The organism is Mammaliicoccus sp. Q-M61 (genome assembly GCF_022386055.1).
Taxonomy (GTDB): Bacteria; Bacillota; Bacilli; order Staphylococcales; family Staphylococcaceae; genus Mammaliicoccus; species Mammaliicoccus sciuri_A.
Genome location: NZ_JAJNJL010000001.1, coordinates 298,838 through 313,191 on the forward strand (window position 1 = coordinate 298,838; position 14,354 = coordinate 313,191).

A 14,354-nucleotide genomic window follows, 5' to 3' on the forward strand; every position below is an offset into this window, starting at 1 on the left:
ATTAACTTTCCTTTCTCTTAATTTTAGTAATAAAGAAACCATCTGAATTATAATCTTGAGGTAGTAGCTGTAATGTTTTAGTTTCTTGATTTGTTCTTGGATCTATAAATGATGCGAATTCAAATTCTGGATTTGCTTTTAAGAATGAATATACAACATTTTCATTTTCCATTTGTTCAATTGTACAAGTTGAGTACACTAATTCTCCATTAGGTGCGAGAGATTTACTCGCATTTTCAAGGATTTCTAATTGCAAGTGCCATAATGATTCAACATCTTTTGACGTCTTATCATATTTAATTTCAGGCTTTCTTCTCATGACACCAAATCCACTACAAGGTGCATCTACAAGGATGTAATCATATGTTTGATCAAAAGGCTGAGTTGCATCGTGTACAGCTGCTGTTACATTTTTAAGTCTTAATTTTTTGATATTAAAATCAATTAAATCTATTTTATGTGGGTGAATGTCAAACGCATCAACATGACCTGTTTGATTCATGATTTCAGCGATATGACAAGTCTTACCACCTGGTGCACTACATGTATCTAATACTGTACTATTCGGTTTTGGATTCAAAATTTCTGCTACAAACATTGAACTCTTATCTTGTACAGATAATAAACCATCTTTAAATAATCTATCATTTACAATAGCTTCACCTTTAACATGTAAACATCTTTCTATGTCTTTATCTATTTCGACAGTATAACCATTACTTTGTAATCTTTCAACTGCATCTTCAACAGATATACGTGTTGTATTCACTCTTACTGTTGTATCTGGCGGTGTTAAACTTAGTAAACACATTTCTCTTGTCTTTTCATATCCAAAATGTGTAATCCAATGTTTCGTTAACCATAAAGGCACACTACCTTCTATTGAAAGCTTCTTATCATCATGTTTGATTTCATCTAATGTTCTTAATGGTGTAGACATGAAATTTCTAAGAATTGCATTAATTGCTTTACTATTGTGTAAATCACCGCGTACTTTAGCAATATTGACAGCTTCATTGATAATCGCATGATTTGGGACTTTATCTAAATATACATATTGATATGCACTCATGATTAATAGACGTTTCATCCAACCTTTTAACTTCGTCTTAATAAAAGGCTCAATTAAATATTCTAAAGTGATTTTTCTTTGTAAAGTACCATATACAAGTTCCGTTAATAATCCAACATCTTTTTTAGATACGGCTTCATTTTTTATCGCTTCATTAAGTTGTAGATTACTATATGCTTCACCTGTCAGTACATCATCTAAAATCGTTAATGCAACGTTTCTTACATTATTTTTCATCATATTAATTTAGTCCCATCAATTTTTGATTGTAATCCGCTTAAATAATCTCGTGCTTGCACTCGTTTTTTACCTGCTAATTGTATTTCAGTTAAAGCAACACCATCTTCACTGCCTGTTGCTACTATAATAGCTGATTTAGTTGTTTCAACAATTTCTCCTGGATTACCTTTAACATTTCTTACTATTTCACTGCGCCACAATTTCATATTTTTATCATTCATCGTTGTATATGCAACTGGCCAAGGTGATAACCCTCTAATATGGTTATGAATTGATTCAGCATCTTGTGTCCAGTCAATTCTTTCATCTTCTCTTGAAATATTAGAAGCGAAACTTACTAGAGATTCATCTTGAGGAATGCTATCATTTGTTCCATTAAAAATAGTAGGTAAAGTTCGTTTCAATAATGCTGTACCGAGTACTGCTAGTTGATCATGAACATCTCCTACTGTGTCGTTCTCTTTAATGTCGATTTCATCTTGGCTAATAATATTACCTGCATCTAATTTTTCTGCCATATACATAATTGTTACGCCAGTCTTCTTCTCACCATTCATAACTGCATAATGAATCGGTGCACCACCGCGATATTTAGGTAGCAATGAAGCATGTACATTGACTGCTTTATATTTTGGCGCATCTAATAATGATTTTGGTAATAGCTGTCCAAATGCAGCAGTTACGATCAAATCAGGTTGTAAATTAATAATCTCTTCTAATTCTGGTGAATGATTTAATTTTTCAGGTTGATATACTGGAATGTTGTGTTCGACTGCTACTTTTTTAACAGGAGGTGGTGTCAGTACTTTTTTTCTACCTACTGGACGATCCGGTTGAGTAACAACTGCAATCACTTCATGTTCTTCGATTAACATTTCAAGAATGCCTGTAGAAAAATCTGGTGTACCCATAAATACAATTTTACTCATCCTTATACATCTCCTCTAGTTCTTCTTCGCTAATTTCTCTTGTCATCTTATCCGTGAATAACTCACCATATAAATGATCTACTTCATGTAAAATAATACGCGCAATATCATCATACGCAGTTAGTTCAACTTCATTACCATTTAAATCATTACTTTTCACAACAATCATTTTACTTCTGTTCACTTCCCCAAAGACACCAGGTACGCTGAGACAACCTTCTACATCAGCTTCAGTTTCTTCAGATTGAGAAACAATCGTTGGATTGATCAGCTGCAAAATACCTTCTTGCTCCATATCAACAATCGCAACTTTAAGATCAACGCCAATTTGAGGTGCAGCTATACCCACCCCATCATTTTCAAACATTGTATCCTCTAAATCAGCAATTAATGTTTTTAAAGACTCATCAAAAGTCACAACATCTTTAACTTCTCTATTTAATATTGGATTTGGTACCGTAACAAGTGGTTTTACAGCCATATCTATCGCTCCTTTTTAAAAACTCATCGTATAATTATAACGTAAATCAATATAAAAAGCGACAGAGAAAATTCATCTACAATCGCTTATATTGATTTGATAGAAATTTTTGAGTAAACGAAGTAAAATTGAATTACCAATAAATAACAGAAAGGAGTCCTATATGAACGCATCCGATTACTATCAATATTTACTCGCACTTGAATCACGGAAGATTTTATCGAAAGATGAGAGGAATAATCTTCTCACTTATTACAACGGTAAAGAAGGAGAACGCTATTTCAAATCATTTTTAAATACGGTACCAAACATCAGCTATATTTATGACTTCGAATTCGGTCATCAACATCATGTCCAAATTGATTTTTTAGTCGCAACAGACAATACACTTTTCTTATTTGAAATTAAACATTATAGAGACGAGTGGTACTTCGAACAAGATTACTTAAAAAATAGTTACGGAATCACTACGAAATCCCCCATTAAACAAACTCAATTTATGAAATCTGAATTAGAAAAATTACTGTATCAAAATGGTATACATATAGATATTCAGCCTTATATCATTTTTACGAACCCTCATTTTATACCAGTTGGAAACTGGCCACATGATCAGAATATCATCTACTTCAATCAGTTAAATCAAATCAAAGAAATTTTACAATCTCATACATCAAAGTTTAACCCCGCACTTTTAAACTTTTTATTACAACACAAGAAAATTCACTCCACTTATTATCAAAAAGAAATCACACCTTACTTCGACATCAGTTTAGCAGGTATAAAATGCCCGAGCTGTAGAAAAATGCACACTATCAATATAGTAGAAAGTAAAATCTACTATAACTGCACATACTGTTACTCTAAGATCAAATCCGAAGAAATCGTCCTGTACAATTTGAAAGAACTCTATTATTTAAAAAGAGACGGCTTCACATTTGATGAAGCCATCCAGTGGTGTTATCCGGTGAAGCAATATACAATTGGCCGTGTTTGTAACAAGTATTTCAAATCAGAGAAGAAAAGAAATAGAAAATTTTTCCCTAAATAAACTAGTGTGGCGTTTGTTATTTGCACTTTTAGCCAGAACTGCTAATAACAGGGTCAGTATTTGCACTTTTAGCCAAAACTGCTAATAACAGGGTCAGTATTTGCATCTTTGGCCAGAACTGCTAATAACGGGGTCAGTATTTGCACCTTTAGCAAGAACTGCTAATAACGGGGTCAGTATTTGCACCTTTGGCCAAAACTGCTAATAACGGGGTCAGTATTTGCACCTTTGGCCAAAACTGCTAATAACGAGGTCAGTATTTGCACCTTTGGCCAGAACTGCTAATAACGGCATCAGTATTTGCACCTTTGACCAAAACTGCTAATAACGGGGTCAGTACTTCTCCCCCCACATACATCAATCTCTTGAATTTAATCTATTTATTGATATTATCAACTTGAGGTGAGGATTATGCACACTAAAAATAAAAATGAATTGGAATTCACCATATTCAATATTGATGTTAAGGTTGTTACTTTTTATAAATTTCTATATCAAATTAACGATATCATTCTTGCGATGATATTTATAACGGGTAGTTTTCTATTTTTTAATGAATCGACTACTTTTGCAGGAACTGTTCTATTTGTAATTGGGAGTTTCCAAATGCTTATTCGTCCGTTGATTGCAATTTCAAGAGATATTCATATCAGCAAAATTAGAAAAGAGAACTAGAATTCACTCTCTTCATATGAAAAACCCGTGAAATCATCACATTTCACGGGTTTCTTTCTATTTACATCATCATCTGAGGGTTAATATCTATTTCTAGTGATAGTTTATCTTTTAAGTATTGCTCGTGATAATAATCATCTAAATATTGTAAGGCTGTTAATAAATCTGGTTCGTTCTTAAATTTAATTAATATTTGGAATCGATGTCTATTATTAATTCGTGATAACGGGCTTGGTGATGGTCCTAATACAAAGGATTGTGTTGTGACGTGTTGCAACAATATACCATGTATATGCTTTGATGCTTTTAATACTTTTTTAATATCGTTATGACTAATAGTCAAATTCACAAGATAATAATATGGTGGGTACTTACCAATCTGTCTAAATTTCATTTCTTTTTGATAAAAGGACATATAGTCATTGCTTGTAACATCTAAGATAGCGTAATGATCCGGGTTATATGTTTGAATCATAACTTCGCCTTGTTTCTCATGTCGACCTGCTCTACCTGCAACTTGAGTCAGTAATTGGAATGTCTTTTCGCTCGATCTGAAATCTGGCAAGTTTAGCATCGTATCTGCATTAAGTACGCCTACTAATGTAATATTTTCAAAGTCCAGTCCTTTAGCAATCATCTGGGTCCCTAACAAAATATTAGCTTCTTGGTTTCCGAAAGCTGTTAATAATTTTTCGTGAGCACCTTTTTTCGAAGTGGTATCGACATCCATTCTAATGACTTTAGCGCGGTCGAATGTGTCGTATATAATTTCTTCTACTTTCTGCGTGCCAACACCCATTTGTCGTATATGTTCACTTTCACAACTTGGACATCTTTGAGGCATAGGTTCACTGTATCCACAATAATGACATTTTAAATCATCATGTGTTTTGTGATATGTAAGCGAGATATCACAATTTGGACATTGTGGCACATGCCCGCAATCTCTACATAATACAAATGATGAATGTCCTCTTCTATTTAAGAACAATACAATTTGTTCACCTTTATCAATGCGATCTTGAATGGCTTTTGTAAGGTCATTAGAGAACATCGAACGATTACCTTCTTGAAGTTCTTCCCTCATATCAATAAGTTCAATTTCAGGCATTTTCTGTTGATTTACACGATCTGGTAATCCTAAATATTGATAAACATTTTTCTCTGCACGTGCAAAAGTTTCTAGACTTGGTGTAGCAGATCCTAATACGACTGGGCATTTGTGATATTCACTTCTCCATATCGCGATTTCTCTTGCATGATATCTCGGATAATCTTCTTGCTTATAAGTTGCTTCATGCTCTTCGTCAATGATAATAAGACCTAATTTTTCAAATGGTGCAAAGACACTTGATCTTGCACCGACTGAAACACTTGCTTTACCATCTCTTATTTTTTGCCATTCATCGTATTTTTCACCTTTAGATAAACCGGAATGTAATACAGCTACTTCATCACCAAAGCGCGCTTTAAATCGGTTAACCATTTGCGGTGTTAATGCAATTTCAGGCACAAGCATAATTGCCTGTTCGCCTTTTTTGAGTACATTCTCAATAGTTTGTAAATATACTTCTGTTTTTCCTGAACCCGTCACACCATGTAAAAGAAACGTCTTCGATTCATTATTTCGAACCGCTTCATCAATCTGTGTAAAAGCTTCATGTTGCGCCTCAGTCAATGCTTTATTATGTTCTTTTTCAAAAATGCGATGCTCATACGGATCTCTATTCATAATGCCATCGTATTTTTCTAATATTTGATTTTTAACAAGCGTATTGATACTCGATTCTGAGAACCCTTCTTCTTTTAATGTTCTGAGCATGACATCATCTCGTCTATGTTCAATTAAATAGTTCATGACATCGAGTTGTTTTTCTTTTTTACTCAATGACATCAAAATCTCATCTAATCGATCTGTAGGGACGATTCTTACGCAAGTTACATATTTTCTTGTGAGTTGTTGACCTACAATTGTGTCTTTTATAATTGCCTCATTTTCTACAAAGTCTTCTAAAATAGAAACAATTTGAAGTTGTTGCGCTTGTTCAAATGTTAAAATACCTTCTTTATTAAAATGATTTAAATATTGTGCAGGAATCCCTTCTGGATCAGCAACACAATATACTTTTTGATATTTAGCTTTGACAGCACTCGGTAACATAATTTCTAAAGCTGAAATACGCTTAACTAAATGAAAGTTAGACATCCATTCACTCAGTTCAATGAGTTCCGCTGTTAACTCTGGTTTAAAATCTTTAACACGAATGATTGATTTTAATTTTGACTGATCAATTTCACTTGTTAATTCTTCACTTATGCCTATGACAAATCCTTGAATTTTACGTGGACCAAAAGGCACTTCAACTCTAACACCGACTTTGACGATATCTTCAATATCTTGCGGAATTAAATAATCAAATATTTTGTCGACATTTTTAGCTGGAATATCTACGACTACATTTGCAATCAATCTTCCCACCTACTAGTAATTTCATTTAAAATTTTGATGGCCACTTGTTGTTTAGAAGCTTTAGCAATTGGTACTTTATCACCATTTGCAAAATACATAACTACTTCATTATCTGAAGATCTAAAACCAATTGTCTCATTCGCAACGTGATTGGCAACAATGACGTCTGCATTTTTCTTTTTCAATTTACCCATTGCATATTCTTCGACATTATCTGTTTCAGCAGCAAATCCAACTAAATATTGCTTATCTTTATGTTCCCCTAAATATTTAAGGATGTCTGTCGTTCTTTTAAATGTAAGCTGTAAGTCGCCATCTTTCTTTTTCATTTTATGTTCAGAAGTTTCAACTGGTGTGTAATCAGCGACTGCTGCTGCCTTAATAATCATGTCCATATCATTCATACGTGATTTAACAGCTTGGAACATATCTTCAGCACTTGTTACTTGAACAAATTCTACGCCAACAGGTTGCGTTAAATTTGTCTCTCCACTTACTAACGTAACGTTCGCCCCTAAATCTCTTGCAGCTTCAGCTAATGCATAACCCATTTTTCCACTTGAACGATTTGTAAAATAGCGTACAGCATCTACTTTTTCAACTGTTGGTCCAGCAGTTACAAGTACGTTTTTACCTTTTAAAGCAAATGTTTGTGGTTGTGCTTGTTCTTTAAAATAATCATCAATAATTGTCAAAATGGTAATCGGTTCTTCCATTCTACCTCTTGCAACATAACCACAAGCTAAATAACCTTCCCCTGGCGCAATGAATTTATAACCATAATTTCTTAAACGAGACATATTTTCAACGGTAGAAGGATGTTCAAGCATATGAACATTCATTGCTGGTGCGATAAAAACAGGAGCAGTCGTAGCAAGCAATGTAGAAGTCACCATGTTATCTGCTAAGCCATTCGCTAATTTACTAATTGTATTAGCTGTTGCAGGCGCAACAATGACTGCATCAGCCCAGTCAGCTAACGTAATATGTTGAATTTCACTGACATCTTTTTCGTCAAAAGTATCTGTATAAACGTGATTGCGACTGATAGCTTGAAATGCCAATGGTGTCACAAACTGTTTCGCATTCTCAGTTAACATGACGCGCACTTGATAGCCGCTTTGTGTTAATTTGCTCGTTAAATCTATAGCTTTATAGGCAGCTATTCCCCCAGTTACAGCTAGAAGTATATTCTTCATTTGTGTACTCCTCCGATTAATTCGATTCTTAAACTTTATACTTATTATACATTCTTTAAAAAAGACTGTCATGAATCTAAATTACAATATCCATATTCAATAAAAAGACCTTTCATGTATGGATTGGTCGTCCAAACATAAAAGGTCTTTCGTTAATTCAAATGATTAGTCTTCTAATTTAGCATATACTTTATGAGCTGCTATTTCTTCTAGTGCTTGACCTACATTTTTTAGTGAACGATATTCATCTAATAATAAACTGTCAGGGTGTTCTTGTAGTTCACGTGCTCTCTTAGCTGCAGTTGTTACAACTAAATATTTAGAATTGATGCTGTCTTTTAATTCGTTTTGTGGTGGGTATAACATTATTTTTTTGCCTCCAATATCATTTTTCTGTAACGTGCTTCAACACGTTCTCTTTTTAAGTGTTCAGCTTCTACGATGGCTTGAATACGCTCTTTCGCTAATTCAACTTCATCGTTTACAACAACATAATCGTAAAGGTTCATCATTTCAACTTCTTTACGCGCTTCAAGAATTCGGTTCTGGATGATTTCATCTGATTCAGTTCCGCGACCGACAAGTCTTTCTTTCAAATGTTCAAGACTCGGTGGTGCTAAGAAAATAAATAATGCTTCAGGGAATTTCTTTCTAACCTGTTTCGCACCTTCTACTTCTATTTCTAAAAATACATCATAACCGTTATCCATCGTATCTCTTACGTATTGTACTGGCGTACCATAGTAATTACCAACATACTCAGCATACTCTATAAATTGGTCATCAGCAATTAAAGCTTCAAATTCTTCTCTTGATTTAAAGAAATAATCTACGCCATCCGTTTCGCCTTCACGCATGTTTCGAGTAGTCATAGAGATAGAATATTTAAAATCCGTACTCGGATCATCAAATATTGATTTACGTACTGTTCCTTTACCAACTCCAGATGGGCCAGAGAGCACTATCAGTAACCCTTTTTCTATGTTCATGTCAAACGACCTTTCCTAATGAATACTAACGATTTATTATCATTTTGTTTTTTTATATCTTACCATATTTCAATTCTATATGGCTAGAGACGTTTAAAGATTAAACAGAATTATACTCATTTAATCCCTTACATGTTACAATAAATTGACTTTTGATAAAGGTGTGAATGCAAATGGCTTTTGATGGCTTATTTACTAGAAAGATCGTTGAAGATATACAATCGCTCGTAACTGGGCGAATTCATAAAATTACTGAACCTAGTAATGACACAATTATATTAACAATTCGAAGTGAACGAAAAAATAAACAATTACTATTATCAACACATGCAAATTTCAGTCGTTTTCACTTAACTGCTGAAAAATTTGATAATCCTTTCGACCCACCAATGTTTCTTAGAGTACTACGTAAACATTTAGATGGCGGTATTATTCAAAGTATTACTCAAATTGGTAATGACCGATTAGTAGAGATCGATGTTCATTCTAGAGATGAAATTGGTGATTTAAGAAAACGAACAATCGTATTAGAAATTATGGGTAGACATAGTAATATCATTTTAATTGATGGCGACCGTAAAATTATCGACGGCTTTAAACACCATACACCTAATACTAATACTGCTCGTACAATTATGCCAGGTTTCAAATATGAATACCCACCTACTGTTAAGAAATTAAATCCTTTCGAAGTGGATGATATTAATAAATATATTGATTTTAATTCGGGTAAAATTGACCGACAGCTCCTTCAACAATTTGAAGGTTTTAGTCCACTTATAACGAAAGAGATTACATCTAGACGACCATTTATGAACCAAGAAACTTTAGTGGAAGCTTTTAATGAAGTAATGGATGAAGTTCAACAATCACCTAATCCTGTTATTTACAGTGATGATTCGACTGGGAAAGAAATTTTCTACTTTATGCCGTTACATTCTTACGGAAATGACTATATGTCCTTTGATAATTTACACGAATGTTTAGATAGATTTTATGAATCACGTGGTGAAAGAGAGCGCGTTAAGCAACGTGCATTAGATTTAGTTAAAATTGTCGACCAACATCTTCAAAAAAATCGCCATAAACTAGAGAAATTAATTAATGAGCGAGAAGCGGCTCGTAATAAAGATGAGCAACAATTATTTGGAGAATTAATAACGGCGAATATGTATCAAATTAAACAAGGTGACAAATCGTTAGAAACTATTAATTATTATAACAATGAGCCTGTTACAATACCTTTAAATCCAACAAAATCACCTTCAATGAATGCACAATATTATTACAAACAATATAACAGACTTAAGACACGTGAAATAGAATTAGATAAACAAATCAAATTGACACAATCTAATATCTTATATTTCGAATCATTAGAACAACAACTTGCCCATATTTCTGTTGATGATATTGATGACATTAGAGAAGAATTAGAAGATCAAGGTTTTGTGAAGAAACGTAAAAATAAGAAAAAGAAAAATGCTAACAAAATTACGTTAACGACATTTATTTCTACAGATGGTCAAACGATTTTATTAGGTAAAAATAATAAACAAAACGATTACTTAACGCATCGTGTCGCAAGAAAAAATCAATTATGGTTCCATACGAAAGATATTCCAGGTTCACATGTTGTCATACAAGAAGACGAACCAACGCAAAAAACAATCGAAGAAGCGGCAATGATTGCTGGGTATTATTCTAAAGCAAGTCAATCAGGTCAAATCCCAGTTGACTACACTGCTATAAAGAATGTCCACAAACCGAGTGGTGCTAAACCAGGATTTGTCACTTACGACAGTCAAACAACACTTTATGTCACAACTGATTATGACGATATTAAAAAATTACTTAAAAAATAACAAAAACTTTCATAACTCGATTGGCCAGAAATCATTTTTAAAGGCTTTTCAGTTATGAAAGTTTTTCTTTTATATATTACATTTATGACTGTTGTTCAGGTAAAGCAAGTTGGAAGTTCACGCCAAATTTATCTTGAACCCACGCAAACTCTCTAAATGTTGGTGGTAATTCTGTTTTCGGCATGAGAATCGCGCCACCCGATTTAAGCTTAGAATATAAATGTTCCATTTCCATTGCTGATTCACACGTTACATATAATGACATTGCAGGATTCATCTCAATTTCAACACCATTCGTTTGATCGATTCCCATAAATATTTGTCCATTTATTTTAAATATAGAATGTTGAACAGTCCCAGGTTCACCAGGTCCCTCTTCACCGTATTTAACCATTGTTAAAATTTCACTATCTTTAAAAATAGACGTATAAAAATTAATCGCTTCTTCAGCTTCACCGTTAAACATTAAAAATGTCGTAATTTTTGGTATCATTAAATAAACACTCCATCAACAGATTTTAATCATTTTTTAAATCGTATATAATTTAGTATAATCTTATTAAGCGTTAAAGACAAAGGAGAGATTTTATGTCACTTTCATTATTGTTACCGATTGTCATTATGTTAGCCATTATCATTGTCGGATATATATTTATTAAACTATTTATGGATTAAAATACAACATAAAGCAATGCTTGGATCAACATCCAAGCATTGCTTTTTTAATTTTATTTCAATTATTTAGTTGCTACTAAATCTATGCCAAATAACCATGGAACCATGAACCATACAAATCCGACGATAATCACACAGCTGATTAAGTTTAACCAAAATCCGGCTGTCGCCATTTCTCGGATCGTTACTTTGTCTGTACCAAATACAATCGCATTTGGTGGTGTTCCGACTGGTAACATAAATGCACAGTTTGCAGCCATTGCTGCTGGAATCATTAATGCTAGTGGATGTACATGAATACCAACTGCTATTGTAGCTAAAATTGGTAAGATCATTGTAGCTGTTGCAGTATTAGATGTAATTTCTGTTAAGAATAATACAAACAGCGTAACAATTCCTATAATTAAGATGATATTGACGCCATCTAATCCTGAAATTTGTTTACCCATCCATTTATCTAATCCACTTTCTGTAATGGCAGAAGCTACTGCTAAACCACCACCAAATAGCAATAAAATACCCCACGGTAAATCTTTAGCAATTGACCAATCAAGAATTCTAGCAAATTTGCGTCTTGCTGGAATTAAGAAAAGTATAACAGCGATAAACATTGAAATTGTGCCATCTTTAACTAATTCTGTAAAAGGTAATTGTGCTAATAAGAATTCTCTAGATACCCATAAAAATGCAGCTAAACAGAATAGTGTGAATACAACTTTTTCTTCATAAGTCGTCTTACCTAAAGACTTTAACTCTCTTGTAATAATTTCTTTCCCACCTGGAAGTTCTTTCATGTCATGTTTAAATACTACAAAATTTAAATATGCCCAAGTTATCGCGAGTATGATAATGACTGTAGGTACACCCATAACCATCCATTGACCGAATCCAATTTCTTCTCCGAAAATCTTCTCGTATTGACCTTTCAAAATAATAAGAGGCGGTGTCCCAATTAAAGTTCCCAATCCTCCGATTGTACCTGCATAACCGATACCAAGTACGAGTGATTTTTCAAATTGCGATAAGTTGTGATGGTCATTGCCTTCAGCTGTTAATTCATTCGCTTCTTTAATAATTGCCATACCGATTGGAATCATGATCATTACGGCTGCTGTGTTTGAAACAAACATCGATAAAGCACCCGTTGCAATCATAAATCCTAATAAAATTCTACCTGTACTCGTACCAATACTTTTAATAATGACGAGTGCAATTCTTGTATGTAAATTCCATCTTTCCATCGCAACTGCAATAATGAAACCACCTAAGAATAGGAATACAATATCATCTCCATATGCACTTGAAACTGTCGCGCTATCCATAATTCCGCCTAACGGGAAAAGGAATAAAGGCATTAAACTTGTTGCTGGAATTGGTATAGCTTCAGTAATCCACCATACGGCAATCCATAAAGTAGCAGCCATAACGTAGACACCATTTTGACTCAGTCCATCTGCTTTGAAAAATAATAACACAACTAAAAATAGTAATGGACCTAATATTAACCCGATAAGTTGTGCGGTATTGTAAGCTTTCAATTCAGGATCTGGTTTATTTTGATTTTTTAATGCATCCGTTGAAAAGAACTTTAACATTTCTTTCGTACGTCCACTTTCTTTCCATAGTTGATTCGTAAACTTATTATCACGTTTATTCATACATTTCGCCCCCTTTAAAAGTGTATACGTTTACATTTTAACAAACGTCATTCTTAATTCATACAATTTTCTGAATATTCATGCTTGAAAAATAAAAACTACTAAAAAATTGATACCAATTTTTATAGTAGTTTTTTCTTAATGTCTTATTAATCATCAAAGAATCCTTTTGCTTCTAATTCTTTTTTGATACTTTTGAATATATTTTTGTCGCCTAAATCATATCTTCTCTGTCTATTCACGTTTGTGTTATTCGAATAACCTGTACGTTCGTACATATTTTCGTCTCTTACTTCATAGTGATTAAAGTCAGGTTTCGCATTAGAATCTTTTTTAAGAAAATCATTAATATGTCCCCATTTTTTTATCTGCTCTTGTTCTTCTGCAGCAGATAATTTATGTTGGCTTTCCATAAAGACCCCCCTTATCTTGACTTTATTATAAAGTATCTTTCCAAGCTTTTAAAGTTTTTATATCTTTATTTTCGATATAACCTTCTTTTTCAGCTACTGAAATCAGTTCATCGTAATTAGACAAAGTATAGAATGGAACATCGATTGCTTTGAAAGCTTCTTCTGCTTTGTCAATACCATATGTAAAGATTGCAAATACCCCTAATACTTCCGCGCCATCTTCAATTAAAGCTTCAACAGCATTAATTGATGAACCACCTGTTGATATTAAATCTTCAATTACAACTACTTTTTTCCCTTTGCTTAAAGCACCTTCGATTTGATTCCCTTTACCATGACCTTTGCTTTTAGATCTCACATAGCTCATCGGTAATTTTAATTGATCAGCAACAAATGCTGCATGTGGAATACCTGCTGTTGCCGTACCAGAAATAATTTCAGCATCTTGAGCGTGTTCTTTGATCAATTCAATTAAACCTTGATAAATATTTTCTCTAATTTCAGGATATGCTAATGTCACTCTATTATCACAATAAATCGGTGATTTTATGCCTGAACTCCATGTATATGGATCGTCAGGTGAAAGTGTTACAGCTTTAATTTCTAATAATGATTGTGCGATATTTTGAGTCATATG

General features: G+C 33.4%; 14 protein-coding genes. 3 read left to right on the forward strand and 11 right to left on the reverse strand.

Annotation, left to right across the window (positions count from 1 at the left end; genetic code table 11):
• Window position 1: 1 nt before the first annotated feature.
• Genes rsmB through def form a run of 3 tightly spaced genes read right to left on the reverse strand, consistent with a single transcriptional unit; the run spans window position 2 to window position 2,722 of the window.
• Window positions 2-1,312 carry a 16S rRNA (cytosine(967)-C(5))-methyltransferase RsmB gene (gene rsmB / locus LQ677_RS01400; RefSeq protein WP_185805783.1) on the reverse strand — a complete coding sequence of 437 codons (1,311 nt, stop codon included), beginning with the start codon at window positions 1,310-1,312 and terminating at the stop codon, window positions 2-4.
• Window positions 1,309-2,241 carry a methionyl-tRNA formyltransferase gene (fmt, locus tag LQ677_RS01405; RefSeq protein ID WP_037587594.1) on the reverse strand — a complete coding sequence of 311 codons (933 nt, stop codon included), beginning with the start codon at window positions 2,239-2,241 and terminating at the stop codon, window positions 1,309-1,311. The genes rsmB and fmt overlap by 4 nt, the downstream gene beginning before the upstream one ends.
• Complete coding sequence (def, locus tag LQ677_RS01410) at window positions 2,234-2,722, reverse strand: peptide deformylase (protein ID WP_107565732.1); 489 nt, start codon at window positions 2,720-2,722, stop codon at window positions 2,234-2,236. The genes fmt and def overlap by 8 nt, the downstream gene beginning before the upstream one ends.
• A 163-nt stretch (window positions 2,723-2,885) precedes the next feature.
• On the opposite strand from def, the gene LQ677_RS01415 reads away from it, so the two are divergent.
• Together LQ677_RS01415 and LQ677_RS01420 are read left to right on the forward strand one after the other, a co-directional pair.
• Complete coding sequence (locus LQ677_RS01415; protein ID WP_191836234.1) at window positions 2,886-3,773, forward strand: nuclease-related domain-containing protein; 888 nt, start codon at window positions 2,886-2,888, stop codon at window positions 3,771-3,773.
• Window positions 3,774-4,184: 411 nt separating this feature from the next.
• Window positions 4,185-4,448, forward strand: a complete 264-nt coding sequence (locus tag LQ677_RS01420; RefSeq protein ID WP_037587587.1) for a YrhK family protein — start codon at window positions 4,185-4,187, stop codon at window positions 4,446-4,448.
• A 61-nt stretch (window positions 4,449-4,509) separates the two neighbouring features.
• Here LQ677_RS01420 and priA read toward each other — a convergent pair whose 3' ends face one another.
• From priA to gmk, 4 genes are all read right to left on the reverse strand, one after another.
• Window positions 4,510-6,918, reverse strand: coding sequence for a primosomal protein N' (gene priA / locus LQ677_RS01425; protein ID WP_239748038.1), 2,409 nt, complete (start codon window positions 6,916-6,918; stop codon window positions 4,510-4,512).
• On the reverse strand, window positions 6,915-8,117 hold the full coding sequence (gene coaBC, locus LQ677_RS01430; protein WP_239748039.1) for a bifunctional phosphopantothenoylcysteine decarboxylase/phosphopantothenate--cysteine ligase CoaBC: 1,203 nt from the start codon (window positions 8,115-8,117) through the stop codon (window positions 6,915-6,917). Before coaBC ends, priA begins: the two co-directional genes overlap by 4 nt.
• Window positions 8,118-8,282: 165 nt before the next feature.
• Window positions 8,283-8,483 (reverse strand): DNA-directed RNA polymerase subunit omega, encoded by a 201-nt coding sequence (gene rpoZ / locus LQ677_RS01435; protein WP_016911048.1) that lies wholly within the window; start codon window positions 8,481-8,483, stop codon window positions 8,283-8,285.
• A complete protein-coding gene (gene gmk, locus LQ677_RS01440) occupies window positions 8,483-9,106 on the reverse strand; it encodes a guanylate kinase (RefSeq protein ID WP_025904573.1) in 624 nt (207 codons plus the stop codon). The genes rpoZ and gmk overlap by 1 nt, the downstream gene beginning before the upstream one ends.
• A gap of 173 nt (window positions 9,107-9,279) precedes the next feature.
• On the opposite strand from gmk, the gene LQ677_RS01445 reads away from it, so the two are divergent.
• Window positions 9,280-10,971, forward strand: a complete 1,692-nt coding sequence (locus LQ677_RS01445) for an Rqc2 family fibronectin-binding protein (RefSeq protein WP_204188678.1) — start codon at window positions 9,280-9,282, stop codon at window positions 10,969-10,971.
• Window positions 10,972-11,053: 82 nt separating this feature from the next.
• Here LQ677_RS01445 and LQ677_RS01450 read toward each other — a convergent pair whose 3' ends face one another.
• The 4 genes from LQ677_RS01450 to pyrE form a co-directional block, all read right to left on the reverse strand.
• Complete coding sequence (locus tag LQ677_RS01450) at window positions 11,054-11,464, reverse strand: VOC family protein (RefSeq protein ID WP_048542477.1); 411 nt, start codon at window positions 11,462-11,464, stop codon at window positions 11,054-11,056.
• Window positions 11,465-11,708: 244 nt separating this feature from the next.
• Window positions 11,709-13,241, reverse strand: a complete 1,533-nt coding sequence (locus tag LQ677_RS01455) for an SLC13 family permease (protein ID WP_239748104.1) — start codon at window positions 13,239-13,241, stop codon at window positions 11,709-11,711.
• A 212-nt stretch (window positions 13,242-13,453) separates the two neighbouring features.
• Entirely contained in the window at window positions 13,454-13,717 is a 264-nt protein-coding gene (locus tag LQ677_RS01460) for a hypothetical protein (RefSeq protein ID WP_025904577.1), read from the reverse strand.
• Between the two features lie 25 nt (window positions 13,718-13,742).
• Window positions 13,743-14,351 (reverse strand): orotate phosphoribosyltransferase, encoded by a 609-nt coding sequence (gene pyrE / locus LQ677_RS01465; RefSeq protein ID WP_037587574.1) that lies wholly within the window; start codon window positions 14,349-14,351, stop codon window positions 13,743-13,745.
• Window positions 14,352-14,354 lie beyond the last annotated feature (3 nt).